33 protein-coding genes, 1 other RNA gene and 2 riboswitches are annotated in these 23,768 nt (G+C 41.3%); of the genes, 6 read left to right on the forward strand and 28 right to left on the reverse strand.

Features of this window, described 5'->3' with window-relative positions; genetic code table 11:
• Nucleotides 1-58: 58 nt before the first annotated feature.
• Complete coding sequence (locus ACXQIQ_RS03480; protein ID WP_439300124.1) at nt 59-667, reverse strand: DUF3298 and DUF4163 domain-containing protein; 609 nt, start codon at nt 665-667, stop codon at nt 59-61.
• Nucleotides 668-747: 80 nt separating this feature from the next.
• Here ACXQIQ_RS03480 and ACXQIQ_RS03485 point away from each other — a divergent pair, with 80 nt between their 5' ends.
• Nucleotides 748-1,239, forward strand: coding sequence for a GNAT family N-acetyltransferase (locus tag ACXQIQ_RS03485; RefSeq protein WP_439300123.1), 492 nt, complete (start codon nt 748-750; stop codon nt 1,237-1,239).
• Nucleotides 1,240-1,420: 181 nt separating this feature from the next.
• On the opposite strand, the gene ACXQIQ_RS03490 is transcribed toward ACXQIQ_RS03485, so the two are convergent.
• The 5 genes from ACXQIQ_RS03490 to ACXQIQ_RS03510 all read right to left on the reverse strand — a co-directional run bounded on the left by ACXQIQ_RS03490 (nt 1,421) and on the right by ACXQIQ_RS03510 (nt 5,671).
• Entirely contained in the window at nt 1,421-1,735 is a 315-nt protein-coding gene (locus ACXQIQ_RS03490; protein ID WP_439300122.1) for a hypothetical protein, read from the reverse strand.
• The gene (locus tag ACXQIQ_RS03495) at nt 1,722-2,291 is read right to left on the reverse strand and encodes a cysteine hydrolase family protein (RefSeq protein ID WP_439300121.1); all 570 of its coding nucleotides are present in this window, start codon (nt 2,289-2,291) and stop codon (nt 1,722-1,724) included. Before ACXQIQ_RS03495 ends, ACXQIQ_RS03490 begins: the two co-directional genes overlap by 14 nt.
• Nucleotides 2,292-2,532: 241 nt before the next feature.
• A complete protein-coding gene (locus ACXQIQ_RS03500) occupies nt 2,533-4,221 on the reverse strand; it encodes a formate--tetrahydrofolate ligase (protein ID WP_439300120.1) in 1,689 nt (562 codons plus the stop codon).
• A 123-nt stretch (nt 4,222-4,344) separates the two neighbouring features.
• Nucleotides 4,345-5,202, reverse strand: coding sequence for a CvfB family protein (locus tag ACXQIQ_RS03505; RefSeq protein ID WP_439300119.1), 858 nt, complete (start codon nt 5,200-5,202; stop codon nt 4,345-4,347).
• 55 nt (nt 5,203-5,257) lie between these two features.
• Nucleotides 5,258-5,671, reverse strand: a complete 414-nt coding sequence (locus ACXQIQ_RS03510; protein ID WP_439300118.1) for a VOC family protein — start codon at nt 5,669-5,671, stop codon at nt 5,258-5,260.
• A 92-nt stretch (nt 5,672-5,763) separates the two neighbouring features.
• Here ACXQIQ_RS03510 and ACXQIQ_RS03515 point away from each other — a divergent pair, with 92 nt between their 5' ends.
• Nucleotides 5,764-6,084 carry a 2Fe-2S iron-sulfur cluster-binding protein gene (locus tag ACXQIQ_RS03515; RefSeq protein ID WP_439300117.1) on the forward strand — a complete coding sequence of 107 codons (321 nt, stop codon included), beginning with the start codon at nt 5,764-5,766 and terminating at the stop codon, nt 6,082-6,084.
• Between the two features lie 45 nt (nt 6,085-6,129).
• On the opposite strand, the gene ACXQIQ_RS03520 is transcribed toward ACXQIQ_RS03515, so the two are convergent.
• The 4 genes from ACXQIQ_RS03520 to ACXQIQ_RS03535 all read right to left on the reverse strand — a co-directional run bounded on the left by ACXQIQ_RS03520 (nt 6,130) and on the right by ACXQIQ_RS03535 (nt 8,031).
• On the reverse strand, nt 6,130-6,771 hold the full coding sequence (locus tag ACXQIQ_RS03520) for an HD domain-containing protein (RefSeq protein WP_439300116.1): 642 nt from the start codon (nt 6,769-6,771) through the stop codon (nt 6,130-6,132).
• Between the two features lie 50 nt (nt 6,772-6,821).
• Nucleotides 6,822-7,100 (reverse strand): DUF6123 family protein, encoded by a 279-nt coding sequence (locus ACXQIQ_RS03525; RefSeq protein WP_439300115.1) that lies wholly within the window; start codon nt 7,098-7,100, stop codon nt 6,822-6,824.
• Nucleotides 7,101-7,187: 87 nt separating this feature from the next.
• Nucleotides 7,188-7,382 (reverse strand): zinc-finger domain-containing protein, encoded by a 195-nt coding sequence (locus tag ACXQIQ_RS03530; RefSeq protein WP_439300114.1) that lies wholly within the window; start codon nt 7,380-7,382, stop codon nt 7,188-7,190.
• 115 nt (nt 7,383-7,497) lie between these two features.
• Nucleotides 7,498-8,031, reverse strand: a complete 534-nt coding sequence (locus ACXQIQ_RS03535; protein WP_439300113.1) for a type 1 glutamine amidotransferase domain-containing protein — start codon at nt 8,029-8,031, stop codon at nt 7,498-7,500.
• A 330-nt stretch (nt 8,032-8,361) separates the two neighbouring features.
• Between ACXQIQ_RS03535 and ACXQIQ_RS03540 the strand changes: the two genes are divergently transcribed.
• Nucleotides 8,362-8,754 carry a reverse transcriptase-like protein gene (locus ACXQIQ_RS03540; RefSeq protein ID WP_439300112.1) on the forward strand — a complete coding sequence of 131 codons (393 nt, stop codon included), beginning with the start codon at nt 8,362-8,364 and terminating at the stop codon, nt 8,752-8,754.
• On the opposite strand, the gene ACXQIQ_RS03545 is transcribed toward ACXQIQ_RS03540, so the two are convergent.
• The 6 genes from ACXQIQ_RS03545 to ssrS all read right to left on the reverse strand — a co-directional run bounded on the left by ACXQIQ_RS03545 (nt 8,751) and on the right by ssrS (nt 14,032).
• Nucleotides 8,751-9,767 (reverse strand): hypothetical protein, encoded by a 1,017-nt coding sequence (locus ACXQIQ_RS03545; protein ID WP_439300111.1) that lies wholly within the window; start codon nt 9,765-9,767, stop codon nt 8,751-8,753. The genes ACXQIQ_RS03540 and ACXQIQ_RS03545 overlap by 4 nt on opposite strands.
• Nucleotides 9,757-10,722 carry an ABC transporter permease subunit gene (locus ACXQIQ_RS03550; RefSeq protein ID WP_439300110.1) on the reverse strand — a complete coding sequence of 322 codons (966 nt, stop codon included), beginning with the start codon at nt 10,720-10,722 and terminating at the stop codon, nt 9,757-9,759. Before ACXQIQ_RS03550 ends, ACXQIQ_RS03545 begins: the two co-directional genes overlap by 11 nt.
• Nucleotides 10,723-10,815: 93 nt before the next feature.
• On the reverse strand, nt 10,816-11,823 hold the full coding sequence (locus ACXQIQ_RS03555; protein ID WP_439300109.1) for a hypothetical protein: 1,008 nt from the start codon (nt 11,821-11,823) through the stop codon (nt 10,816-10,818).
• Complete coding sequence (locus ACXQIQ_RS03560) at nt 11,813-12,778, reverse strand: ABC transporter permease subunit (RefSeq protein ID WP_439300108.1); 966 nt, start codon at nt 12,776-12,778, stop codon at nt 11,813-11,815. The genes ACXQIQ_RS03555 and ACXQIQ_RS03560 overlap by 11 nt, the downstream gene beginning before the upstream one ends.
• An 86-nt stretch (nt 12,779-12,864) precedes the next feature.
• Nucleotides 12,865-13,740 carry a 5'-3' exonuclease gene (locus ACXQIQ_RS03565; protein ID WP_439300107.1) on the reverse strand — a complete coding sequence of 292 codons (876 nt, stop codon included), beginning with the start codon at nt 13,738-13,740 and terminating at the stop codon, nt 12,865-12,867.
• 106 nt (nt 13,741-13,846) lie between these two features.
• Nucleotides 13,847-14,032: non-coding RNA, 6S RNA (ssrS, locus tag ACXQIQ_RS03570), on the reverse strand.
• A gap of 263 nt (nt 14,033-14,295) precedes the next feature.
• A riboswitch (cyclic di-GMP riboswitch) is annotated at nt 14,296-14,377 on the forward strand.
• A 30-nt stretch (nt 14,378-14,407) separates the two neighbouring features.
• Here ssrS and ACXQIQ_RS03575 point away from each other — a divergent pair.
• A complete protein-coding gene (locus tag ACXQIQ_RS03575; RefSeq protein WP_439300106.1) occupies nt 14,408-14,551 on the forward strand; it encodes an anti-repressor SinI family protein in 144 nt (47 codons plus the stop codon).
• An 89-nt stretch (nt 14,552-14,640) separates the two neighbouring features.
• Nucleotides 14,641-14,967 (forward strand): helix-turn-helix domain-containing protein, encoded by a 327-nt coding sequence (locus ACXQIQ_RS03580; protein WP_439300105.1) that lies wholly within the window; start codon nt 14,641-14,643, stop codon nt 14,965-14,967.
• A 40-nt stretch (nt 14,968-15,007) separates the two neighbouring features.
• On the opposite strand, the gene ACXQIQ_RS03585 is transcribed toward ACXQIQ_RS03580, so the two are convergent.
• The 9 genes from ACXQIQ_RS03585 to ACXQIQ_RS03625 form a co-directional block, all read right to left on the reverse strand.
• Complete coding sequence (locus tag ACXQIQ_RS03585; RefSeq protein ID WP_439300104.1) at nt 15,008-15,319, reverse strand: helix-turn-helix domain-containing protein; 312 nt, start codon at nt 15,317-15,319, stop codon at nt 15,008-15,010.
• Nucleotides 15,320-15,344: 25 nt separating this feature from the next.
• Nucleotides 15,345-15,596 (reverse strand): hypothetical protein, encoded by a 252-nt coding sequence (locus ACXQIQ_RS03590; protein ID WP_439300103.1) that lies wholly within the window; start codon nt 15,594-15,596, stop codon nt 15,345-15,347.
• Nucleotides 15,597-15,735: 139 nt separating this feature from the next.
• Nucleotides 15,736-16,353, reverse strand: coding sequence for a class D sortase (locus ACXQIQ_RS03595; protein WP_439300102.1), 618 nt, complete (start codon nt 16,351-16,353; stop codon nt 15,736-15,738).
• A 6-nt stretch (nt 16,354-16,359) separates the two neighbouring features.
• Nucleotides 16,360-17,040, reverse strand: a complete 681-nt coding sequence (locus tag ACXQIQ_RS03600; protein WP_439300101.1) for an LPXTG cell wall anchor domain-containing protein — start codon at nt 17,038-17,040, stop codon at nt 16,360-16,362.
• A 108-nt stretch (nt 17,041-17,148) separates the two neighbouring features.
• Nucleotides 17,149-17,745: a TasA family protein gene (locus ACXQIQ_RS03605; protein WP_439300100.1), complete on the reverse strand. Its 597-nt coding sequence runs from the start codon at nt 17,743-17,745 to the stop codon at nt 17,149-17,151.
• A 79-nt stretch (nt 17,746-17,824) separates the two neighbouring features.
• Nucleotides 17,825-18,397, reverse strand: a complete 573-nt coding sequence (sipW, locus tag ACXQIQ_RS03610; RefSeq protein ID WP_439300099.1) for a signal peptidase I SipW — start codon at nt 18,395-18,397, stop codon at nt 17,825-17,827.
• A gap of 5 nt (nt 18,398-18,402) precedes the next feature.
• The gene (locus ACXQIQ_RS03615; protein WP_439300098.1) at nt 18,403-19,101 is read right to left on the reverse strand and encodes a SipW-dependent-type signal peptide-containing protein; all 699 of its coding nucleotides are present in this window, start codon (nt 19,099-19,101) and stop codon (nt 18,403-18,405) included.
• 251 nt (nt 19,102-19,352) lie between these two features.
• Complete coding sequence (locus tag ACXQIQ_RS03620) at nt 19,353-19,490, reverse strand: anti-repressor SinI family protein (protein WP_439300097.1); 138 nt, start codon at nt 19,488-19,490, stop codon at nt 19,353-19,355.
• Nucleotides 19,491-19,533: 43 nt separating this feature from the next.
• A riboswitch (cyclic di-GMP riboswitch) is annotated at nt 19,534-19,615 on the reverse strand.
• 129 nt (nt 19,616-19,744) lie between these two features.
• Nucleotides 19,745-19,876, reverse strand: coding sequence for a hypothetical protein (locus ACXQIQ_RS03625; RefSeq protein WP_318289917.1), 132 nt, complete (start codon nt 19,874-19,876; stop codon nt 19,745-19,747).
• A 93-nt stretch (nt 19,877-19,969) separates the two neighbouring features.
• Here ACXQIQ_RS03625 and ACXQIQ_RS03630 point away from each other — a divergent pair, with 93 nt between their 5' ends.
• On the forward strand, nt 19,970-20,230 hold the full coding sequence (locus ACXQIQ_RS03630; RefSeq protein ID WP_439300096.1) for a DNA alkylation repair protein: 261 nt from the start codon (nt 19,970-19,972) through the stop codon (nt 20,228-20,230).
• A 31-nt stretch (nt 20,231-20,261) separates the two neighbouring features.
• Here the strand turns inward: ACXQIQ_RS03630 and ACXQIQ_RS03635 are convergent, their stop codons facing one another.
• From ACXQIQ_RS03635 to ACXQIQ_RS03645, 3 genes are all read right to left on the reverse strand, one after another.
• Nucleotides 20,262-20,672 carry an ester cyclase gene (locus ACXQIQ_RS03635; protein ID WP_439300095.1) on the reverse strand — a complete coding sequence of 137 codons (411 nt, stop codon included), beginning with the start codon at nt 20,670-20,672 and terminating at the stop codon, nt 20,262-20,264.
• A gap of 101 nt (nt 20,673-20,773) precedes the next feature.
• Nucleotides 20,774-22,204, reverse strand: coding sequence for a hypothetical protein (locus ACXQIQ_RS03640; RefSeq protein WP_439300094.1), 1,431 nt, complete (start codon nt 22,202-22,204; stop codon nt 20,774-20,776).
• A gap of 54 nt (nt 22,205-22,258) precedes the next feature.
• Nucleotides 22,259-23,767: a hypothetical protein gene (locus ACXQIQ_RS03645; protein ID WP_439300093.1), complete on the reverse strand. Its 1,509-nt coding sequence runs from the start codon at nt 23,765-23,767 to the stop codon at nt 22,259-22,261.
• Nucleotide 23,768: the final 1 nt, after the last annotated feature.

Genomic DNA, 23,768 nt, shown 5'->3' on the forward strand with positions numbered 1-23,768 from the left:
ATCGGAAGGGATCGAGTTGTTGTCAAAAAAAGCCCACGTATGTATCGTGGGCATTTGTCTAACGGGACGTCAGTTGGCGGATCGGACTATCCATCGCAGCCATCGAACGAACCTCTCCTAACGGGATCGGCACTTCAAGAAATCCATAGACGTAAGGTGTGTATTCATACAGCTGGTAAAAAAGCACGAGATCCTCGTCTGTTAGGTAAAACTCCTGATCATCCGTAATCGTCTGTATCTCGTTGATCAACTGGATGTTTTCCTTTTTTACATAGTCCTTCACATAGCGGGTCAGTCTCGTTTTGTAATAGCTGTTCTTCGAAAACAGTTCAGGGAACGTATAGTTGTGCCCTGTGAGCGTTGAAAAAGTGAGTGCCTTCTGGATTTGCATCGGGTGGGCAGCATGCTCTATGAAATAAAAGAGGATGAGTACGACGCTGTAGACGCCATTCCGGTTCACTTTCGTTTCATATCGGACCTCCACAGTGGTGGCATCGGGTTGGTTCCCCTCCTCCACTAGCTCATCCACTAACTCCCGGATCTCCCTATTGATCTTTGCCTCCGCTTTTTTGTCCTTCATATCCACAAGTTTTGGATACGAAACTTTCACAATCTCATGTTCTTTCTTTATCGTAATCACTTTAACTGGTTTAAATTTATCATACATTCCATTCCCTCTTTCCAATTGGGGACTAGGCGTCTATCATGAATGGTATATCTTATTCATTTCGGGATGGAGTGGTGTCTATGATTCGGAAAGCGACGATTGATGATGTGACGCAAATTGCTGAAGTCCATGTGTCAAGCTGGAAAACGACGTATAAAGGGATTGTGAGTGATTCGTTCCTTGCTCAACTATCGGTTGAACGTAAAATTGAGCAATGGACTCAGGTCATCCAGCAGACTGGCGGATTCATGTACGTAGCTGAAGAGAATGGGAGAATTGTAGGTTTTGTGAATGGCGGCAGACGTCGGATTGAGGAGATTCCTTACGACGGCGAGATTTATGCAATCTATTTGTTGAGTGAATGTCAGGGGAAAGGGTTTGGGAAGCGATTATTTGAAGCGTCCGTGGACTGGATGAAAAGCGAAGGCTTGAATTCCATGTATGTGTGGGTGTTAGAAGAGAATTCATCGAAGTTTTTCTATGAAAAGATGGGTGGACGAGCATTTAAAGAGGATCAGCTTGAAATTGAAGGGGTTAAACACACCGAAATTGCATACGGGTGGGAGTTTTAAAGTGAGGTTTTAGAAATTTAGGGATCGGTTTTAGAAAAACAGCTGGGTGTTTTAGAAATTTCGGGGGTGGTTTTGTAAAAATCCCTTGCGGTTTTAGAAAAATGACCACCTGTTTTGTAAAATAGGTCTTTAGTACGACAAAAATCTGACCCCGCTCGTTTGGGATCAGATTTTTTTACCGCTAATCAAAGGATTTTTTCTCGACACCATCGTAGATGTCTTCCAATTCGGTCAGGAAATTCAGCAGGAGAGGTCCTGGAAGCTGCTCCTGAATTTCCTCTATTTCAGGCATCGCTTCCAGCTCATCATAACTCGGGGGCTTTGGTTCTAGCTGCTCATACCAGAACTTCAGCTTTTCTACCATCTCGTAAAAATGCTGTTCAAATCGCTCTGCCCACTCAGCCCCTTCATCTCCAGAGGTTTTCTGCATGTGGCTCCAATCATCGAGCGCTTTCTGAAACGTATTTTTCACCTGTTCAAAATCACTTGCTGACATTGGATCCTTCTGCGGCATTAACGACTTCAGCGCCGAGCGTATTCTTAAAGTGGCCAAGCGCCCATTCATGACCAGCCTGGTTGAAGCTCTGGACTGCATCTTCGTGAACGACGATCTTGAATCCTTTGTTGTAGGCATCAATTGCAGTATGTAGCACGCAAATATCGGTACATACCCCGACGAGATGAAGCTCTTGCACTCCGCGTTCGCGGAGTTTCAGTTCCAGGTCCGTCCCTGCAAAAGCGCTATAACGCGTTTTGTCCATCCAGTACACTTTATCTTTCACTTTTTCATAGTACTCGCCAAGTGAACCGTATTGATAGCGTCCAGCAGTGCCACGGATGTTATGAGGCGGGAACAGGCTGTTCTCTGGATGATGCGGATCGTTTTCGTCATGCACATCCACTGCGAAAACGACATACTCCCCTGCGTCCACAAACGTCTTCGTCAATTCTGTAATCCGAGCTTCAATAGCCTGGCCTGGCTCTCCACACGTCAAACGACCGTCATCTGCCACAAAATCATTCGTATAATCGATTACGACTAACGCTTTCACGTCTTGAATACCCCCTTCATTATTCTACTTTCATTATAACAAAGTCTTTGTCAGGAAGTTTCTACTACAATCCCGGATTTTTCTGTGAAAAATCTCCGATTATCTGTAAGAATCCAATTTTTTCTGTAAAAAATTCAATTAATTGTGTAAGAATCACAGTTAATTCTGTAAGTTTTCCGATTTATTCTGTAAAAATGAAAAAGGACTGACTCCACGTCAGTCCTCTCATCATCAAATTATTCTAGAACAATCCTTCTGCTTTCCCGTCGTCGGTGACGTCCATGTTCAGTGCAGCTGGTTTTTTCGGCAAACCAGGCATCGTCATGACGTTTCCTGTCAGCGCGACGATGAATCCAGCTCCGATGGAAGCTTTCAACTCACGGATCTGAACGCGGAAACCTTCCGGACGTCCGAGCAGCGTCGGATCATCCGACAGTGAATACTGTGTTTTTGCCATACAGACTGGAAGGTTGTCCCACCCAAGATCTGTGTATTCTTTCAATTGTTTCTTCGCTTTCTTCGAGAAGTCTACGCCTTCAGCGCCGTAAACCTTCGTCACGATCGTCTCGATTTTCTCTTCGAGCGATTGGTCCAATGTATAAAGCGGTTTGTAGTTGTTTTCACCCGTGTCGATCATGTCGACGACCTTCTGAGCAAGCTCTTCGCCGCCTTTTCCGCCGTCAGCCCAAACTTTTGCGACCGCAACTTCGACGCCTTTCTTCGCACACCATTCTTTTACAAATTCCACTTCGCGGTCGGTATCCTTCACGAAATGGTTCAATGCAACAACGAACGGCAATCCGAACGACTGAACGGTTTCAATGTGCTTCTCGAGGTTGACCATTCCTTTTTCCAAAGCGGCCAAGTCTTCTTTCTGGAGCTCATCTTTCGGTACACCACCATGCATCTTCAACGCACGGACCGTTGCGACGACAACGACGAGGTTCGGGTCGATTTCACCGTAACGAGCTTTGATATCAAGGAATTTCTCTGCCCCAAGATCCGCACCGAAACCGGATTCTGTCACAACGTAATCGCCAAGCTTGGAAGCCATTTTCGTCGCGATGACACTGTTACAGCCGTGCGCGATGTTCGCGAATGGTCCGCCGTGAATCAATGCTGGCGTATTTTCTAATGTCTGAACGAGGTTCGGCTTGATCGCATCTTTCAATAAGAGCGTCAACGCACCTTCCACACCTAGATCTTTTACCGTAACAGGCTCTTTATTTACATCATAAGCCACGACCATGCGGGATAGACGCTCTTTTAAGTCGCGGACATTACGTGCAAGGCAGAAAATCGCCATGATTTCAGAAGCGACCGTAATGTCGAAGCTGTCTTCACGCGGTACACCTTGCACAGCGCCGCCAAGCCCGACCACCACGTTACGTAACGCACGGTCATTCATGTCGATGACACGCTTCCAAACGATGCGGCGCGTATCAATGTTCAGTTCGTTCCCTTGATGGATATGGTTATCAATCAACGCAGAAAGTGCATTGTTCGCTGTCGTAATCGCATGAATATCACCTGTAAAATGAAGGTTGATTTCCTCCATCGGCATGACCTGGGAGTAACCGCCGCCCGCAGCACCGCCTTTGATTCCCATGCTCGGTCCAAGGGATGGCTCGCGGAGTGCGATGACTGATTTTTTGCCGATTTTATTAAGAGCTTGTCCAAGACCGACTGTTACCGTCGATTTCCCTTCCCCTGCAGGTGTCGGGTTGATCGATGTGACGAGGACGACCTTTCCGTCTTTCGTATCCTTCAATCGGTCCATCACATCTAATGAAATTTTCGCTTTATAACGTCCGTATGGTTCCCACTCTTCTTCCGTCAAGTTCAATTGTTCAGCAATTTGTTGAATCGGTAAAAGCTCGGCCTCTTGGGCAATTTCAATGTCTGATTTCACTTTCGTATTTTCAACCATTTGACGTTCCTCCATCTTCTACATGATTTCTCTTTTTAACGTCTGCACATGAATAGATGTGCCTTCCATTATCAACGATAACAATAGTTTTTGGAAAATGAAAGCACTTTCATATAGAAAGGATTATTTTAATTTCGTACCTTCAGGAGACTGTTCTATCTTCTTCTCTTTCATCAGTTTCCCCATCGCTCGTTTGAAAGCTGCTTTCGATAATCCGAATGCCCGTTTGATGTCATCCGGGTTGGATTTATCGTTAAAGCGCATGAAACCGTCGTTTTGTTCCAGGTACGAAAGAATCTGTTGCGAATCCTCTTCGTAAGCGATCTCTTTGGGTGCTTTTAACGAGGCATTGACGCGACCGTCTTCCCGCACGAAGGTTACGCGCACCTGTAGACGTTGTCCCAGTCGGAGACGCTGACCACCTTCATCTCTATGTAAAAAGGCGATGTGCCGGTCGTCCGTGAAGATCATTGCTCCTTGTTCATTGAAGCGGTATACGTGACCCGTTATGTACTGGTTTCGGAGCGTTTCAGGAGCAGGCTCTGAAAGCGTCTCGATCTCTTCATTTGAAGCACGATCTGCAAATAACCGACCTTTTTTATCTGTACGAAGTCCGCAATACAACTTGTCACCTTCCTGTGGCCAGATAGAACGTTCATTCGGTAGATCGTCCTTTGATAAAAGGATGTCTTTCTTGATGCCGATGTCCATAAACACGCCAAGCTTCGGTTGTACGCCGACAATTTCCAGCCACGCGATGCTGTTCATGTCAATGAATGGCATTGTCGTTGTTGCAGCGAGACGTCCTTCATGATCATGATAAAGGAACACTTTCACTCTTTCATTTTCCTCAAGACCTTTTTCCGTTTCTGCTCGGTGAAGAAATACTTCTTCCCTTTTGGCGTTCATGAGCATATATCCAAGCTCGGTTTCACGAGAAACGACTAAATTTACAATTGTTCCAACTTCTAATGTATTCATCTATACAACTTCCTTTACTCGCTTTGTCTTCATATTCTATCCCATTATATCAGAATCATTGATTGGGATAATCGCAAAATTCGATAATGGTTCCTTGGGTGGAGGCTGGGTTCAAGTAAATGAGCCTTCTGCCTAACTGGTTCGTCCGATACGTATCTTCTAGGAATCGGATCCCATCTTTCCGACTTTCTTCAATAGCTTTATCCAGGTCTGGTACCCGGTATGCTATATGATGGACGCCTTTCCCTTTTTGCCGGATGAACCTGGCGACTGGTGACGTATGGGAAGTCGGCTGCAGGAGTTCGATCAGATCACCCTTCACTTTTACCGCAGCAACATGCACTTCAACTCCAGGCGTGTCGCTAGTATATCGATGATCGAGTTCACCTCCGAGAATATCTATGTAAAATTGGAGCGCTTCATCCAAGTCACGGACGGCAATACCGATATGATCCAATGTTTTTTCCACGGGTCATCATTCCTTTCACTAGTTTAACGTTGTATGGTTCAGGTAATGGTATAGTATAATAAGTAGGAATTCATCTCTAAAGGAGGAAGATCATGCCAAAAGTTACAGTACCCGACCATGGAACATTTGAAGTAGAAGAAGGTAAAAAGCTCGTCTTAGCGCTTGAAGACAATGGAATCAATATCCTCCACCGCTGCGGGGGAAAAGCGAAATGCACCACATGCCGCGTCGATGTTGAAGGCGGTGACTTTGGAGATCTGACCGACATTGAACAAGAAGCTTTCTCCAAAAAAGGCATTCAGGAAGGATTACGTTTGTCTTGCCAGGTTCGTGTCACTGAAGATGTAACTGTACGACCAATCATGACCGAAGAAAACTCCGAAATGGATGCAGGACCACGCCCAGCTGAATAATGGACTCATGTTTGGAGGACTTCGGTGAGCCGAAGTCCTTTTATATTATTGAACGTCTTTCCCTTCCCACTCTGCTAAAAATTGTTCCACGAACTGTTCGATGAATGTGTGGCGTTCTTCAGCTAGACGAATGCCTTCTTCTGTATTCATCAAGTCCTTCAACTTGAACAATTTTTCATAAAAATGATTGATGGAGGTGCTTTTTCCTTGGCGGTACTCTTCTTTTGTCATCTGTTGTGTTCGGGCAGGGATCGCTGGGTCGTACATCGCCTGACCTTTTGCACCTGAGTACATGAACGTCCGAGCAATGCCGATCGCTCCTAGAGCATCCAATCGGTCGGCGTCTTGCACCACTTCTCCTTCAAGCGTACTCATTCCCTTTTCGGGACCACTGCTAAACGACATCGTCGTGATGATCTCGACGATATGATCCATCTCTTTCTTTTCGATTCCTTCTTTTTTGAGGAGTTGAATAACTTCCTTAAGAGCAGTTTCTTCATCGCTGAACAGCTTGTCATCAATGAGATCATGGACAAGGGCTGCCAGTTCGCAGATCTTCAAATCTGCTCCTTCCACTTTTCCGATTTGTATCGCGAGCATACGAACCCGGTCGATATGCGCCCAATCATGCCCAGTCGAGTCCTTTATTAACTTTTCCATGACGAACTTCTCAATGTTCTTCAACATTCTTACCTCCCACAAAAGTAAAAAACAGCATCTCAGGAATGCTGTCGCTGTTATGAACTGGGTACGATTTCTTGATTTTTCACGAACCGCTTCGCATCATATGTACTTTGAGCACCAGATTGTTTCATCGCTTCCAATAAGGCAATGTAATAGCTGCCATCAAACCGGACTTGTACCTTCAATGTTGTTTCAATCGCAACATTCACGAGCTCATCGTCCGCATCCGTATACTTTTTCCCGAAATAGATGAAAGCAATGTCATCATCTGATAGATGAAAACCTTTGCTGCTCAAAAATTGAATGAATTCACCCGTAGATCTGTGACGCATATGTCTTTTGCCCTACCTCTATCTGAAAATTTATACATTCATTTTACCATAAATGAGAGGAAGTGGAACAAAAGCTCTAATATTTCGCTAACCTTCTACACGTTTCGACGATAACGATTCCCCAAGCATCTGCAGTCTTCTACCGATTGAGCAATCGCGGTTGCAGAAGCTTTGTGCATAATTTTTCCCATAGTCCTTTTTGAACGCTTCACACACGAAACAATCCCTGCAATAGGTTTTCAAGGTCCATTCAATTTCCTCTGTCACAACCTTTCTTTCCAATCGTCTCACTCCTGTACGTTCATTTACTTTCAGTATGCCTTTTCTAGTTTTATTTTATTGATGGAATCGTGGTGTATACCTTTTATCCAAGAGAAAACCACTCGCTATGGAGTGGTCAGTCTCTGTTGTTCTCTTCTAACACTTTGATGAGCTCCCGCGTATAGTCCGGTAAGTCAGGCGGTCGCCTGCTCGAAACGATGTGACCATCCACCGTCACCGCTTCGTCCCTCCAGACTGCGCCAGCATTTGTCATATCATCTTTTATGCCTGGTGTACTTGTCACCACTTTATCTTTAAGGATGTCGGCTGAAATCAAGACCCATCCAGCATGACAGATTTGTCCGATCGTCCGTTTCTGGTCATTCATGTACTGGACGATTTCAATCACTTTCTTATCGCGACGGAGTTTATCGGGTGCCCAGCCGCCTGGAACAAGAATTCCGTCGTATTCGTAGTAGTTCACGTCTTCATAGCTGTAATCGGCAACTGCCGGTACACCGTACTTTCCTTTGTATTCCTTGTTCTCTTCGGCACCGACGATGTGGACGGTGACGCCTTCTTCACGTAAGCGGAGTACTGGGTACCATAGTTCTAGATCCTCGAAATCATTTTCAACCAATGCCATAACTCTAGTGTTCGACAGCCTCATTGTGTGAACCTCCTTTTTACAAAACATTCGTACAAATGTCCATCTTACAGACCGTAAAAGAATCTGTAGCTAGATATGGTAGTACCTATTCCCAACTTGTATGATAAAATAAACGTTAAGTCGAGGGGATTTTTGGAGCTGCTCACTTCGTTCGGTGCTCGAAAAGCGTTTTTTCCCGTTTTCAGGGTGCGAAAGTGCCGCATACGGGGTGCGAAATCTGATTTTTCCCGTTTTCGGGGTGCGAAAGAACCTCTTGCGGTACCCGAAATCCGATCTCCACCGATTTCGGGGTGCGGACGGTAACAAATTTTTACAATTATAGGTGATTAGATGATAGACGTTTATGTAGATGGTGCCAGTTCAGGTAATCCTGGACCGTCTGGCGCAGGTATATTTATAAAAGGAGCTCCGGATGGAAGTCATTCCTACTCCATCCCGCTCGGTGAGATGTCGAACCATGAAGCAGAGTACCATGCTCTTATCCACGCATTGAAAATCTGCATCGACAAAGGTTACAAAATCGTTTCATTCCGGACCGACTCACAGCTAGTCGAACAAGCCGTCGAAAAGGAATATGTCAAAAAGAACGTATACCAGCCCCTCCTTCAACAAGTTCTTGTGTTGAAAGACGAGCTGGATCTGTTTTTCATCAAGTGGATTCCGAGTTCGCAAAACAGGAATGCTGATAAACTCGCTCGTGAAGCCATCCAAAAGAACGCTTAAATCTTTGTAAAATCCAACTCTGTAGCTGTCTTCTTTCGAAGGCGGCTTTTTCGTTCGCGCTTCTTTTTAACATATGGATTGATTTCAAGCGTTTGTGTTAAACCGTGTACCAGTAAGTTCATCATCAAAATGACGAACGAAAACCCTAGAATCGGTCCAAAAACAAGCATCGGGTTGAACATATATTCAGACCAATACTTTCCGATCAGTCCACCCCACTCATTCGACATCGTAAATGATTCCGTTATGATGACAACTTCTTTTCCTTCTATACGTTCATCCATTTTATATGTCTCACTTCCACCGATGAACACCTGGAGGATTCCTAAATGGACAAAGATGATCAGGACCGTACTGATTTGTTGAAGGAATAACACAAACATTTTTGGTACTAGGAACCTAGATACATGTTTTCTAAAAATGTGGAAGACGCCTCCCCCCAATGTAGGCGCATTTTGGATGAACTCGACTTTATAAACCTGTTCTAATTCCTTTGCGATCAGATTTGATAGTACGGGAACAGATAAAAAGATAATGACGACCGCAGGAAAGACGATCTTCGTTTCTAACGTATAGCTCCATGTAAAAATGACGAGGACAGGTCCAACGAGTAAATAAATGAAAATCACAAATGGAGCATAATGGAGTGTATCAAATAAACCATCGAATGTAAGGCGAGCTTTTTTCGGTGAAAGATACAATAAAAATCCGCCAAAGAAAGACAAAATCATTTGTATGAGACTGATGATGGCCGCTAGTGCAATCGTGTATTTGGCCCCGTCTATAACCCGATACAGATAATTTTCCCCCAGGTTATCTGATCCTAAAGGATACTCTAAGGACGGTTCGAAAGGCGCACTGTCATAAGGAAGACCCTCCTCATCATATAGGATCGTTACACGTTCTCCATCATATTTCAGCCAGGCCTCATACCCGAAGCTTAGCGTAAGTAGAACCGTTAATCCGATAAAGCTGAATACAATCCATGGATTTCTAATGAGTTTAAGCAGCATCTTCCATTCCCCTCCTTACTTTCGTTTCCGCAACTGACATCTTAATAAGTGAAGACAATACACTGATCAAGAAGTAAGGAAGGTAAATCATCAAGACCCCTACGATGAACAATGATGGATTCAATGGTCCATTCTCCACCAAGAACATCATGATTCCATTATAATTCATGAAGATCTCTATCATTAGCCAATTGGACAGCATGATCCAAAAGATCGTCTTGAAATGATTCCTTAAAGTCGGAATCGCATTGCGGAAAATATGGATACTGACGATCTTGAACCTTGCAACTCCCTTTCCTTTTGCGAGTTCCACGTATAATTGGTCTTCTTGATCTTCAAAAGCCAGCAATAGATATTTTACGAAATACACCGTTGGCAATATGGATAAGACCAATATCGGAAAAAATATGGCCTCGTCTCCATATGAATGGGTGGTATTGAACAGTACCACCCCCGTTTTTTTGAACACCATGATGATGGCAAGTTGAACGATCATGATGAAAAACACATCAGGAAGTGATTTTAAGACTGTGAGCATTGCCTTAAAAGCTCTTCTTACTTTTTTATTTGTCATCATGATGATGTGAACTGAGATGACAGAGAGACAAACGGCTACAACTAATCCACCTAAAAAGTAGGATGCAGACTTGAAGTAAAGTTCACTCAGTTCAGGGAATACAGGCAAGTCCTTACCGACTTTCGTCGAATAGGTCATCTCCCAAAACGTTCCGACTTCTCTCAGTGAAAGTGCAACTTGATCGAGGTATCCTTTCCAGTTGAACATGATGTCATCTGACATGTAGCTCGCATTTCCTAATATGTCCTTATTGAGCAGATAGAGGATTTCTTTGTTCACTTCCATGTTGAATAACAGAAATGGAAGACACCCGAACAAGATGATGCTCAAGACTGTCAGTAATGCTTTAAAACCGGATATTGCTAGAAATTTCCCCATAAAAAAGACCCCACTTTATTTTCTATAAAGTAGGGTTTCGACAAAATTCTCTTATTCCCTTTAATTGTTATTTATGTTATGTTCTTCCTTCCGTTAAATCTTTGAAAAATCCAATTCAGCAGCTTCCTTGTTTTGAAGGCGGCTTTTTTGTTTCCTTTTCTTTTTACCATATGGATTGATTTCAAGCGTTTGCGTCATGCCATGCACGAGCAGGTTCATCATCAAAATGACAAACGAAAACGCCAAAATCGGTCCGAAAATGAGCCAAGGGTATGCTATATAAAGTGACCAATACTTACCGATCAATCCACCCCACTCATTTGATAAAGTGAAGGTCTCAATCATAACACCACCATCTACACTTTCTGCCATTTTGTATGTTTCACTACCTCCGATGAACACCTCTAACACGCCTAAATGGACAAAGATGATCAACACCGTACTGATCTGTTGGAGGAACAATACAAACAGCTTCGGGATGAGGAATTTGGAAACATGCTTCCGGAAAATGTGGTAGACGCCACCTCCCAAGGTTGGTGCATTTTGAATAAACTCCACTTTATATAAATCCTCTAATTCCTTTGCAATCAGAGTGGAAAGCACAGGAACAGATAACAAAACGATGACGATGGCAGGAAAAATGATTCTCGTTTCAAGTGAGTAACTCCATACAAAGATATCAATGACTGTTCCCGCCAACAAATAAATAAAAATGGCGAAAGGCGCATAATGGAACGTATCAAATAAACCATCTGCAGTCAGTCTTACTTTTTTAGGTGCAATATATAGTAGAAATCCACCGAATAAAGATAAGATGATCTGGACGAGGCTGATTGAAGCTGCCAATCCGATCGTATACTTGGCTCCATCTACTATTCGATACAGATAATTTTCTCCTAGACTATCCGACCCTAACGGATACTGAAAAGAGGGCTCGAACGGCGCACTATCATAAGGCACACCATCCTCATCATATAAAACAGTAACCCGATCTCCATCATCTTTTAGCCATGCTTCATATCCAAAACTGAATGTCAGTAAAACCGTCAATCCAATAAAACTGACTAAAAACCACGGGTTACGTATCAATTTAAGCAGCATCTTCCATTCCCCTCCTAACGATTACTTTTTGAACAGACATCGTCATGAGTCCTGATAGTAAACTGATCGTATAGTAAGGGATGAAAATCATGACAACTCCTAAAATGAACAATGTCGGATTCAACGGTCCATTTTCCAAAAGGAACATCATGATCCCATTAAAGTCCATGAATATTTCAACCATCAACCAATTGGACAGCATAATCCAAAAGATTGTCTTGAAATGATTTTTTAAGGTAGGAATCGCATTACGGAAAATATGTAAACTCACGATACGAAAACGAACAACGCCCTTTCCCTTCGCAAGTTCCACATATAACTCTGACTCCTGATCCTCAAAAGCCAATAATAGAAATCTCACAAAATAAACCGTCGGCAATATCGCTAACAGCATGATTGGGAAAAAGATTGCTTCATCCCCGAATGAATGTGATGTATTAAACAACACCACATCCGTACGTCTGTATACCCAGATGATGATCAGTTGTGTAAGGATGATGTAAAACACATCCGGAAGGGATTTCATGATGGTCAATATTCCTTTAAGTACTCTTCTCACTTTCACGTTAGTCATCATAATGATGTGGACTAACATGACAGACAAGCTAACCGCTACTACTAATCCACCGAGAAAATAGGCAGCTGATTTTACATATAATTCTCTCATTTCTGGGAAGACAGGTAAGATTTGACCCGTTTTCGTCGAATACGTCATGTCCCAAAATGTAAATAGTTCCTTAATTGAAAGCGCAACTTGCTCGAAGTAAGCTCGCCAGTTGAAAATGATATCATCAACCAAGTAGCTCGCATTCGACATCATCTTTTTATTGATCAGATAAAGAATTTCTTTGTTCGACTCCATATTGAATAACAAATACGGAAGACAACTGAACAGGATGATGCCGGTAATGGTAAGCCCACCCTTCACCAATGAAACAGCCAATAAATTTCGCATAAAAAGACCCCACTTTATATTTTCTATAAAGTAGGGTTTCGACAAAGTTCTATCGTTTCCTTTTTTTGGTTTTATTAGTATACAACTTACATCCGAACGCGTAATTCGAGTCGTTCCACTTCTTGTTTCAGTTTTTCACGGTCAAGTCGTAAGGAGAATCCATCCCATGGCGTTTCATTCAATATCGGAATCTGTGTATCGATGGTTACGAGATCCTTACTGAGGAATGCCATCTCACGACCGGCAGCAATCTTCTTCAAGTAACGCTTGAAAATCGGATCCAGCTCTTCTTCCTCATAAATCGCTTCGACCGATCCGTACTGCTGGATCATCGGGAGCGCTGCTTTTTCCCCAACACCATGCACGCCAGGAATGTTGTCACTCTTATCACCAAGTAGTGCCTTCACATCAATCCATTGAGCAGGCGTAATCCCGAACTCGTCAGTGAAATGCTTCAGAGTGTATGCATTCTCTTCTTTCTTTTTCGCTATGATCTGAGACACTTTATCCGTTAAAAGCTGCAGCAAATCACGGTCGTTACTGTAGATGTAGCACTCTCCGTCCATTTCTTCCGACCAACGGCGTGACAAAGTACCCATGATGTCATCCGCTTCATATGGGCTGATCGCCATTTGTGTGACTCCTACAATATCGAACAGTTCCGTTACAGTTTGATACTGCTGAATGAGAGGTTCAGGCAGTTCGTTTCGTGTATCCTTATAATCTGGATACTTTTGACGGCGCAACGTTTCTTCACGCTTCACATCCCATGCAATCATAAGATGTGTCGGATCGTAAATTTCAATTAGATTCAAGAGCTTTTGAATTTTGACACGGAGTGCATTCGTGTACAATCCTTCACTGTTTGTCGTCAATTCATGGTCTTCTCGACCATAGCTCGTCGCAAAATAACATCGGCTTAACAGGTTGAATCCATCTATGATAATAAATCGGTTACTCATTTTTTTGTCCCCTTTTCCCCGGCTTTTCCTCTGTTCATTGTATCACATTTTACTTTATAAATAGAGAAGGACTGACCATTGCTGGCCAGCCCTTTCACAATATGTATGAGTTCCCGCACTTGCCGTGACACTTCATGACTCATAAACCCACTTTCGGCAGGTGGGTACCCGCATCAATCCGTTCGTCTTCCGCTTCCGAAGTTGCGGCATGACGTCTAGATCGAGATTTAGGGTTCCCTATGTCATGACATCGGTTTAAGACATAAACGTGTCACTAACAATGCAGGAACTTTATTATAACTAGGAATGGGTTGTTTGTAAAGAACTCCGATCATTGTCGAGTTGTTACAATTTATGGTATCTATCAGACCTTTCCTAATCGCTAAATCTAGTATGTCACTTTATCATCCACAGCATTCGCGTCAATATGTAGATAATCAGGTAATTTGTCGGATATTTCTGTCAATACGACAAAATTAGAACGAATTTTCATCGTAAACTTACAACTTTTGTAGTAGGCATTCTATATGATAGATAGTATAAAAATGGAAACCCTCCTTGCAAAGGCAAACCCGTTGAAAAGCGGCGACGCAAAGTCACAGATCTACGGATATACCAAGATGGCTGGGCTACCAAGAGGCAAGTTCTTAATTAGGAGGAATGGGTAATGGAAAAACGAGTTGAAAAAGAGAAGTTGGATTTAGAGTGGGTTGAGTTGATGAAAGCAGCAAAAAACAATGGCCTGACAAAAAGCGAAATCCGGGACTTTATTCGTAGTTTTTCCTTCAAAACCGTCCAATCAAAAGCGTAACTACACAGAAATACATAACAGATCACCAAGTTTTATGGTATAATGGGTTTAATTATCCAGAAGAATTTTGACTTGAAGGAGTTACAATTATGATTGGGGATCGTCTTAAACACTACAGAAATGAAAAAGGATTCTCTCTATCAGAGCTTGCAGAACGAGCGGGTGTGGCTAAGTCCTACCTCAGCTCAATTGAGCGTAATCTACAATCGAACCCTTCCATTCAATTCTTAGAAAAAGTATCGACAGTATTGAATGTACCTTTAGATAATCTATTACATGATGCAGTGGATGCAAAACATGAGGACCTAGATGAAGATTGGATGAGACTTGTACAAGAAGCCATGCAGTCCGGGGTTTCAAAAGACGAATTCAAAAGTTTCCTAGAGTATAATAAGTGGAAAAAAGAACAAGAATAATAATTAAGCACTCCCATTCTAATTTGGAATGGAGTGCTTTTTATTTTGCATCAAGGGAGAGAAATTGTTGCTGTAATATGAAGTTCCGTATTTCCGTTCTTGAAAGTCCTAACTGCCTTGCTTCCTTAATCAGATCCAACCATTCAGGATCAACGTACAATTTATCCATCTCATATACATCCAATCCTAATTCTTTTGCAATACGTACAACGGTAAAAAATGATGGATTTTGTATGATACCACTCTCTAGATTCAATATGTAAGCCTCCGTTACCTGGACAAGTTTCGCCAGTTCTTTTATAGAAATCTGTTGGGCAATCCGAGCTTGCCTTACTTTTTCTCCTAAATACATAACTGGGATCCCCCTTCTCCAAGGTCTAAACTTGAATATTAATCAGTGTACCTACCTTCAATTCTCTAAATAGAATTTCATCGTCTTGAATATAGATTTTTTCTCTACTCTTCACTTGTTCCATACGTTCTATAGATGATTTAGCATAAGAGTAAGAACATTTCCCCATCAGTTGGTTATTGATGTAGAGTTCTCCAATGTCTTCTTGTAAGTATCTCAAGGTAACCTTCTGATTATTAATATAGGAGATCGAATCACCATTTAATCTACGAATCATGGCAATCACCTTTTCTTATGGATTTTGTATACGTTTTGAAAACGATAACTTTTCAACGAGGATGTTCGTCGACGTTGAAGAAAAGTAATAGATAAAAGTATAAGAGCAACTAAGGTTCAACCTGCGCCAAGGCTTGGCTTCACCAAGTTTTCTTTATAGAAGCTTGAACAATCAAGCGATGTGTAGGGTCTTTGATAGGGTCACACGTTATTAAGGTTATGATGGATTGATCTTGATTTGATGCTAATACTGAAGTGTCATCTGGAAGAACACGCAAAGTGTTGTCCACAATATATGTGTATGTGGAAGTTTCGGTTGTAATGATGATCTCGTCACCATCTTCTAACTCATCAAGGCGGTTGAAGTCTTTTCCGTAGGTATAGCTGCGGTGTGCAGCAATCGCTGCATTCCCCTTCTCTCCTAATAGAGCAGTACCTTCGAGACGGCCAGCTCCTTTTTTCAAGTTCGGGATTGTTGCTCCTTCAAGAATTGGTAATGTAAGATCTATACTTGAAATTGAGATTGTGCCTATTAATTCACCTGTTGTTGGAAACGTTTTTGTTTGTTCTTTATTCTCTTCTGAAGCATATACCTTTGATAGTGAAGTGAAGCTCTGTCTTGCGGTTTCCTGATTAGATTGGTTCCATTCAGTAAGGAGTTGTTCTTGTTGATGAAGTGAGTACTGAGATTTGATAAAAGGGAAAGAGGCAACACCTATACCAATAAGTATGAGTAAAGAAGCCATAAGTAGTTTCATAGTGTGTTACCTCTTTAACCTGATTCTAGGACGATCACCTTTTAAACTTTGACGCAATACACCAACACCAACACCAGCCAACATAATTCCTGTTAAGTAATACCAGATAGGATTGGATTCACCAGTTTGTGGAAGAGCACTCTTAGGTGATTCATTTTCTGTTTTATCAGGATCTTTAGGTTCTTGAGTCGGGACTTCTTCTTTGGTAGCTTGAGCTGAAAACTCTAATTCAAAAGTCGTTCCTAACCCTTGAAACTCGTTTCCGGATTCAGATGGGAACGTTACTGTCACAACAAATTCGTCTGTATGGTGATGATCCAACTTACGTTCAGTTAGCTGATCAAACTTGTAAAGCTTATCCTCAAATAGTACTACTCCAGTTTGATCTTCAATCTTTAGATCCAATTGGTCGTAAAGCTTTTTAGATCCATCTTTAAATTTTGCTAATGTTCGATAATCAAAATCAATATTACCGTCATTACTAACGACTAACTTACGCTCAGCCCAATCACCAGGTTTTAAATTTTGCAAATCGAATAAATAGCTTGCAGGTGAAGTACTGATGTCCAACAGCGGGGCACTTTTCTCAGCACCAGTATCTTTTACAGGATGATAAAATACATTTACCAACATAATTGCACTATATAAGATTATTACTCTAACAAGTAATCTTTTTATCAATCTCATAAATTGACTCCTCATAAGAAAATTTTGTTATCCAAGGAGTTTCAAGTTTTTACTTTAATTAAGAGGAAGGTGGGATTACCCACCTTCCCATTCATTAAGTATTTCTTATTATCGTTCTTCTCCATCTGTTTGGTGACCAGTAAATGTCCACTGAAGGTTCAATGAATCTTGTTGGAATTCATTTTGATCAGTACCATCATCCACGAATTCAAATTGTACATAAAGTAAATCACTTGAACCAGCTACTAATCCTGTGCTACCCCATCTATCTCCGAAGATATGCTCCCATGTGTTTTCTACAGCTTCAGGAGACATTGACGATAAATCAGCAAGAGTAGTAGAGTAAACTGGTACATCCAACTTATCGATATTGAATAAGAAGTTTACTCGTATATGCTCACCCAAATCACGAGCATTATTGTTGCCATGATCTGTTACAGAATAAGAAGTATCGAGAATAACATTTTTGATATCGAGTGTACCACCATTGACAAGCTCAAAAGAACGAAGCATAGTATCCCCTGGCTTTAAATTGTCAACATCAATAATAGTAGTAGGATCAACTGATAGGTCCAATTTTCCTGCAGCAAAAGTATTACTTGCTGTTGCTGTATCACTAAAGTATGCAAAAGTCCCTCCACCGACCAACGACAATCCTAGTGCTGCTGATGCTACGCCCAAACCAATCTTCTTTTTAATACTCATGTTTCTTTTTCCTCCTTTACCCTATTGGGTATGTATATTTTTTATTTTGAACCCGCTGAATAGCGGTGATTCAACTTATTCAATTACTAGTAGTAGAACTAGATTCTTCTTTTTTAGGTACTTCAATTTCCTTAATAGCCTTCCAGATAGAGTAGGCAGAATAAATGATCAACAGTAATCCTGGAAGGATCAATAATATTGCTGTACCAATTTTTGAATTTGCAAAATTCATAAAATAGCCAAGTAACGGGATATTGAAGCCATCATATTTTCCAACAACATTTTCCGAAAGAACTGGGGATATGTCAGCACCATCATTGTTATCCCCTTTGGTGATGTATTGCACATGATTGGCGGTTTTTTTAACTTCTATAATTCTATGAGTGATTAACTTTTCTGCATCTTCCATGAAGGTGATGATGTCACCCTTTTTTAGTTTCTCTTTATTAATAGATGGATCTATAGCAATAATTGATCCTGTATCGAATGTGGGTTCCATCGAACCTGAAAGAACAGATTTTAGTTGATAACCCATGAACGTTGGTTCTCCACCTGATGCTTTCGAAGTTACAACCATGAAAACCATGACTATAAAAATGCCGAACAATAACCATGACGTAATGTTACTAACCCATTTCAATGTTGTTTTCATATACATCACTCCGTTGTTTCTTGATTATTTTCATTTTGGGGTTCATTACTACTTGTCTTATTCTCCTCTGTTTGTTTTGGATCAGGAACTTCAGGAGTCTTTTCTGTGTTTTGTCCTTTTCCTTCAATTACGTTATTTTCTTCATCTTCTTCAGAAGACTGAGATTGTGGCTCAGTTTCATTTGACCCATCAGTTTCATTTCCTTCTTCAGCTTCTTCAGATGATTGATCAGATTCACTTGCTTCAGTTTCATCATTTTCTGAGTTTTCTATTTGTTCTTGACTATTAGTATCATCTTGTACTTGATCTTCTTTTTCTTGTTTTGTATCATTTGTTTTGTCTGAACATGGAGCACCCGTATGATCATCACAATCTTTTTTGTTATGACCAGGGTTGTCTGGATCAGTTTGTTCTCCAGTATCATCGTCTCCATCTTCTGGTCCGTTTCCTAAACCTGCATTATCTTTACATAATTCTTTATGAGATTTTTTATATTCTTTGTCTGCACAAAAGTCAGTTGCTGCTGTCATCGTGCCTGATACTCTAGCTTGATCCGAGAAATAGGAATATGTACCTTGAATTGCATATCCCATTAGAAAAAATACAATAAGTGCCAGTGAAAAGTTTAGTAGTAATCTAAATCTCCTTTTTCTATTACCTTGACTCCTACTTCTTTTTTTTCTGCTTGGCAGTTCAAGCACCATTCCCACCTACTTTGTTATGGGTTTTGTAAGTGTTGTTCTTTTTAAAGAACATCTTACACTTGTGATTATATACCGTTATAAAGAACGTTTAAACCCTTCTATAGTACCATATCGTTCGTTTTGAAGAACAATACCTTAGTAATACTCGCTTATACTCCCTTTTTCGTAGTTTTTCAACTTTTTTACTATGTTCTTTTTACAGAACGACCACAAAGAAAAAGACCCACACAACCGGTGTGGGTCCTAAATATTTACTTCTGTATGTGGTGTTTTCTTGTTGTCATTTCCAGGAAAGCTTGGATCTCTTCTTTGGTCAGTCCGAGCGACTTTGCTTCAAGGATCAGTGCAACCCAGTCTTGGTCAATGATTTTAACAGGCACTTCATTCATTGGTAGCCCTCCTCTTATCACGATCCTGGATTTTAGTCTCCTGATATGTCGGGTCGGTTGCACCACTGACTCCGCGCAGCATAAGTGCCCAAATGTATATGCGCTTCATTGTCTCCCATAGCTATAACGAACTATTTAATTAGTTCTATTATATACATCTATAGTACTATGAAGCAACATTATTGTCAGAAAATTTTGTCATATATGGGAGTTGTTCTTTTGCTCAAATAGAACAAAAAAACAGTCCCTCTATTTCATTCGCTCTCCATCTTTTTCGCTTCTACTTCAGCGAAGTTTGGCATTTCACCTGATTTTGCGCGTTTTTCCATTGCTTTTGCATTATTGTTTCGTTGTGCGTTTGCATTTCCTTTTTTCTGTTTGCCCATTGGGATCCCTCCTATTCTTTTTCTTAGTATGAGCCATTCCGATTTCATAATTCTTCAAAATCTGGTCATTCTAAGTGATAGGAGGTGTTCGCTATGGGTGGACCTTATTTATGTCCCGGCTGCAAGACCAACCGAACGCGCTTTAACATGATTGAACAGATCCCTAAAGGTGTCAAACTGGATCCACAGTCAGGTGATGTGGTTGAGGAATATTCCAACGATCATTTAGATACGTTCCACATTCCTTATAGTGGATCCCATTATCGCGTCCAGTGCGGTGCTTGCGGTTTGATTGAGAATGAAGAAACGTTCAAGGCACGTGCAAGCTCGTCCCAAAATCCATTTTTGACATGAAAAAAGCCTCTATAATAGAGGCTTTTTCGCATTATACATTCTGCAATAGACCGAGTTGCTTCGGAATTTCGTATTCGTTGAAGCATACATAGTTTTCATAAATTTTTCCGTCTTTAAATTTGAAAAACGAACTGCCGTGGAGCTCTATGCGTTTATAGGTGGCAGGATAATATTGTAGAGGGGCTTTGTTCGTTCCTTTCATCTTCCAGTAGACGACGACACAACTCCCGTCCTGGTACATGTTCTCCGTACAATAGGTCAAATCTGGAAAAGCCTGCTGGTAGTCATTCATGTGTTCGGCGAAAGCATCCAATCCGAAAACACAGCGATCATCGTTTGATTTGAAGGTGAAATCTCGATGACAGTAGAGAAAAAAGTTGTCGTAACACCTCTCGTTCAATACTTCATCCTGAAACTTCTGAACGATCTGTTTATAAATCATCTCGTCTCCTCCCTCAAGTGTGATAAGACTAATTTGTATGCAGGTGGGACGGTGATTAGTACTTTTACAGATAAAAAAACACCTGAATATGATTCAGGTGTCTAATTCAAGCGGAAGGTGCTTTCTTTTTCATGGAAGTTAACTTGTTTTGAAATGTTGTATATTTTAATGTGCAGCGCTTCTACCTTTTTGAAGTCTTTTTTAGTCAGGCCGATCATTTGGGAAGCACTGCCCGACGTTGGCAAAAGATTGATCCGTACAGATTCCCCATCCTGATCGCGCACATCAATAATCGGATTGGCATGTAAGGGCTCTTCTTCATCATCGGGTCTGAAGTGTAAATCACGATCACCCTCCGCTTCAACCGCTATCGTAATAGCGTAATCGCTACCTTCAAAAACCTCTCCTAAGCTTCTGATATCTTCTAACCTGAAGGACACATCATGAATTTCCCCGATATCACGCTCCAATCGTCGCTCCTTTCCTCCGTTCTGAACCGCCTGAAGATGTTCTTTTTCAATTGTAAAATCGAGTTCATCTCCGGTGGTATAAAGTCCAGATAATAGCGAGAATTGGATTTCGTCATTCAGTAGGCTTGGATAATGATGGAGTTGAATGTAAGTATGACCTTCTTCATCTTTTAGAATGGAGCTATTGCCCATCATACCATTCACTCTAAATGTTAACGTCCGTAGCTCAGTTTTCGTTTGTAGTGAAAAATAGAGACGATCGTCATATAAATGCTTATCGAATTTCGTATAAGTGATGCTGGATTGTTCCTTCAAATCAACGGATTGGTCGAGTTGAAACGTTTCCAGTTTAGGATTGAATTCCTGAAAGCGATAAGGAATTTCAACATCCTCCATCGTCTTGGTTTCTGCACCATTTTCTTTTTTCGTCACAAGCTCGATGTTCTTCAGATCCACTTGATGGATGGATTCCGCAGCGTCATTAAAGTTGGATGGACCTTCTGACCAATTTCGAATTTGGTCATACAGATCTTCTGTCATGACAGGAATCAAGACCGTTCTTCGGTACAACCGGTTCTCATAAACGACCCCATCATTCGGCCAATAGTTCCCACCCACCTGATTATGAGTTTGGACGGTCATATTCAAAGGGTCATCATCGTCTGGATGATAGGTTAACTCATTCACACGAAGATGTGGAATTGCCTCTGGAATTTTATCGCTCGGCAACAAATTGAAACTATAAGTCAGGATCAAATCAAGTCGGTGATTCCACATGGATTCGACCCTAAAATCTCTCTGTTCATCAATCAATGGGACTTTTACACCTTCAATTTCTTTCATCAGATCATATTGATAAGCTTTTATTAAAAGGTCTCCGTTATACCTCGACTGTCCAGCTAACAATGATTCAAGTTCATCTTCCGTATCTACAACTTTAAAATTCTCACGGTCAACCTCAAACGAAGTAGATGCTTCTTCTTTTGCATAGTTGCTAACAATGATAAAAGCTGCAATAAGAATCAGCACTGGGAGCAGCTTCAAATATGTCTTGGATTTCATCTCATCCCACCTTAACACCGACGTTGAAAAAGCACCCACACAGGTGCTTTTTCATCATTCACTTCCCAATGATACTTCATTTTCGGCAAAATCAACATACATTGGAAGATTGAATATGCGGATGTTCAATTCCTCAATTTCATCAAAAGAATGAGGTTCGAAACCATAGAAATGACCGGATTCATCTGAGTAGTGTTGATCTGCCCGAACCGGATTACCATCTTGATCTTTCACTTCCATCATGGGTTGCCCCCTAAAATGCATTTCTGCTTCAGGATGTTCTTTAATCGTTTCCAAGTATCTTTCATAGCTTTGGAAGTATATATGACGATCATACTCATGCTCTGGATCTACCTTTAAAAAGAAACCATAATTGTCCTGATGTGGTCCATTCGGGTTTATTTCCAATTTGACGAGTTCAAAATCTATCGTATTCACCACACCTAAATCACGATTGATTTCGTAAACATTTTCGTCTTGTTCCATTTTTGCTCGAAACTTTTGAAATTCATCCTTCGTAATCGTAAACGTTAATTCTTCATCTGTTGGATAGGATCCTGATAGGAGTGAAATCGTCGGCTCATCAGGTCCCAAATCGCCGTTGTAGGGGTCATGATAAATTTCGATATATTGTCTACCGTCTGCATCTTTACGAACGGACGATTGACCCTCGATTTTTCCATACTTGTAGTAAACTTCATTCAGTTCTAGAGGTGAATTCATCTCAAAATAAAGACGTTTCTGATGAAGCCTTGTTTCAAAATCTGTATAAGTGATGGACCTCCCATTCCCAAGATTGGTTGATTTGTTAACGGAGACGGATTCAAGCAACGGATCCTGACTCTTCATCTGGTAATCGAGCGCAATGTCCTGGAGTGCGAACTTTTCACCACCTGCATTCCCCTTCTTTACCAATTCCACCTCTTGAAGTTCGATTTTGGATATTTTCATGATTGCTTCATTAATATGATCAAAGTTATCCATTTCCTTACTATTTACCCAGCTGGATAATGTTTTTAAAACTTTTTCATTCCAGTCTGGTTCATAAACTACTCTACGGTAGATTCTGTTTTGAAAGACGACACCGTCACTTTGCCAATGTTGGTCCTGGAATCCACCATGTCTACCAACCCCGAGCTCGAGAGGATCTTCTCCATCTGCTGTCAGTTTTAACCGGTCAAACTCAAAGTAGGGAATATCATCCGGGCTTTCATCGTTGGGCAATACATCTAAGCTGTATGTCATGAAAAGACCTAGCCCTTGATTATATAATGATTCAATTCGGAATTCCCGTTGCTCCTCCACAACTGGGATATTGACGTTTTCAATTTCGGTGATAAGGTTATGTTTTTCCATGAGTTTGAACATTTCCGGGTCAAAGTATTGAACTTCTCTTCCGAGTCTTTCTTTCAATTCCTCTTCGGAATCGACGACAATGAACGCCTCACGATCGACTGCAAACGACGTTCGCTCTTTCTCTTTGAACATTTCACTAATAAAAAAGAAAGCACCTAAAATCAATAAAACTGGCAAAAGTTTTGCGAGCGTATTTTTCCCTTTCACA

The organism is Pseudalkalibacillus sp. Hm43 (assembly GCF_054170705.1).

What these genes read in the sequence shown, in the direction of transcription:
- ACXQIQ_RS03500 (WP_439300120.1), bottom strand. Translation starts at nt 4,221, where the DNA reads ATGGTTGAAAATACGAAAGTGAAATCAGACATTGAAATTGCCCAAGAG.
- sipW (WP_439300099.1), bottom strand. Translation starts at nt 18,397, where the DNA reads ATGAAAACAACATTGAAATGGGTTAGTAACATTACGTCATGGTTATTG.
- ACXQIQ_RS03595 (WP_439300102.1), bottom strand. Translation starts at nt 16,353, where the DNA reads ATGAAACTACTTATGGCTTCTTTACTCATACTTATTGGTATAGGTGTT.
- ACXQIQ_RS03625 (WP_318289917.1), bottom strand. Translation starts at nt 19,876, where the DNA reads ATGGGCAAACAGAAAAAAGGAAATGCAAACGCACAACGAAACAATAAT.
- ACXQIQ_RS03485 (WP_439300123.1), top strand. Translation starts at nt 748, where the DNA reads ATGATTCGGAAAGCGACGATTGATGATGTGACGCAAATTGCTGAAGTC.
- ACXQIQ_RS03580 (WP_439300105.1), top strand. Translation starts at nt 14,641, where the DNA reads ATGATTGGGGATCGTCTTAAACACTACAGAAATGAAAAAGGATTCTCT.
- ACXQIQ_RS03515 (WP_439300117.1), top strand. Translation starts at nt 5,764, where the DNA reads ATGCCAAAAGTTACAGTACCCGACCATGGAACATTTGAAGTAGAAGAA.
- ACXQIQ_RS03585 (WP_439300104.1), bottom strand. Translation starts at nt 15,319, where the DNA reads ATGTATTTAGGAGAAAAAGTAAGGCAAGCTCGGATTGCCCAACAGATT.
- ACXQIQ_RS03575 (WP_439300106.1), top strand. Translation starts at nt 14,408, where the DNA reads ATGGAAAAACGAGTTGAAAAAGAGAAGTTGGATTTAGAGTGGGTTGAG.
- ACXQIQ_RS03620 (WP_439300097.1), bottom strand. Translation starts at nt 19,490, where the DNA reads ATGAATGAAGTGCCTGTTAAAATCATTGACCAAGACTGGGTTGCACTG.
- ACXQIQ_RS03605 (WP_439300100.1), bottom strand. Translation starts at nt 17,745, where the DNA reads ATGAGTATTAAAAAGAAGATTGGTTTGGGCGTAGCATCAGCAGCACTA.
- ACXQIQ_RS03560 (WP_439300108.1), bottom strand. Translation starts at nt 12,778, where the DNA reads ATGCGAAATTTATTGGCTGTTTCATTGGTGAAGGGTGGGCTTACCATT.
- ACXQIQ_RS03630 (WP_439300096.1), top strand. Translation starts at nt 19,970, where the DNA reads ATGGGTGGACCTTATTTATGTCCCGGCTGCAAGACCAACCGAACGCGC.
- ACXQIQ_RS03590 (WP_439300103.1), bottom strand. Translation starts at nt 15,596, where the DNA reads ATGATTCGTAGATTAAATGGTGATTCGATCTCCTATATTAATAATCAG.
- ACXQIQ_RS03535 (WP_439300113.1), bottom strand. Translation starts at nt 8,031, where the DNA reads ATGAGGCTGTCGAACACTAGAGTTATGGCATTGGTTGAAAATGATTTC.
- ACXQIQ_RS03565 (WP_439300107.1), bottom strand. Translation starts at nt 13,740, where the DNA reads ATGAGTAACCGATTTATTATCATAGATGGATTCAACCTGTTAAGCCGA.
- ACXQIQ_RS03635 (WP_439300095.1), bottom strand. Translation starts at nt 20,672, where the DNA reads ATGATTTATAAACAGATCGTTCAGAAGTTTCAGGATGAAGTATTGAAC.
- ACXQIQ_RS03545 (WP_439300111.1), bottom strand. Translation starts at nt 9,767, where the DNA reads ATGCTGCTTAAACTCATTAGAAATCCATGGATTGTATTCAGCTTTATC.
- ACXQIQ_RS03640 (WP_439300094.1), bottom strand. Translation starts at nt 22,204, where the DNA reads ATGAAATCCAAGACATATTTGAAGCTGCTCCCAGTGCTGATTCTTATT.
- ACXQIQ_RS03600 (WP_439300101.1), bottom strand. Translation starts at nt 17,040, where the DNA reads ATGAGATTGATAAAAAGATTACTTGTTAGAGTAATAATCTTATATAGT.
- ACXQIQ_RS03490 (WP_439300122.1), bottom strand. Translation starts at nt 1,735, where the DNA reads ATGTCAGCAAGTGATTTTGAACAGGTGAAAAATACGTTTCAGAAAGCG.
- ACXQIQ_RS03480 (WP_439300124.1), bottom strand. Translation starts at nt 667, where the DNA reads ATGTATGATAAATTTAAACCAGTTAAAGTGATTACGATAAAGAAAGAA.
- ACXQIQ_RS03615 (WP_439300098.1), bottom strand. Translation starts at nt 19,101, where the DNA reads ATGGTGCTTGAACTGCCAAGCAGAAAAAAAAGAAGTAGGAGTCAAGGT.
- ACXQIQ_RS03505 (WP_439300119.1), bottom strand. Translation starts at nt 5,202, where the DNA reads ATGAATACATTAGAAGTTGGAACAATTGTAAATTTAGTCGTTTCTCGT.
- ACXQIQ_RS03550 (WP_439300110.1), bottom strand. Translation starts at nt 10,722, where the DNA reads ATGGGGAAATTTCTAGCAATATCCGGTTTTAAAGCATTACTGACAGTC.
- ACXQIQ_RS03555 (WP_439300109.1), bottom strand. Translation starts at nt 11,823, where the DNA reads ATGCTGCTTAAATTGATACGTAACCCGTGGTTTTTAGTCAGTTTTATT.
- ACXQIQ_RS03520 (WP_439300116.1), bottom strand. Translation starts at nt 6,771, where the DNA reads ATGTTGAAGAACATTGAGAAGTTCGTCATGGAAAAGTTAATAAAGGAC.
- ACXQIQ_RS03525 (WP_439300115.1), bottom strand. Translation starts at nt 7,100, where the DNA reads ATGCGTCACAGATCTACGGGTGAATTCATTCAATTTTTGAGCAGCAAA.
- ACXQIQ_RS03540 (WP_439300112.1), top strand. Translation starts at nt 8,362, where the DNA reads ATGATAGACGTTTATGTAGATGGTGCCAGTTCAGGTAATCCTGGACCG.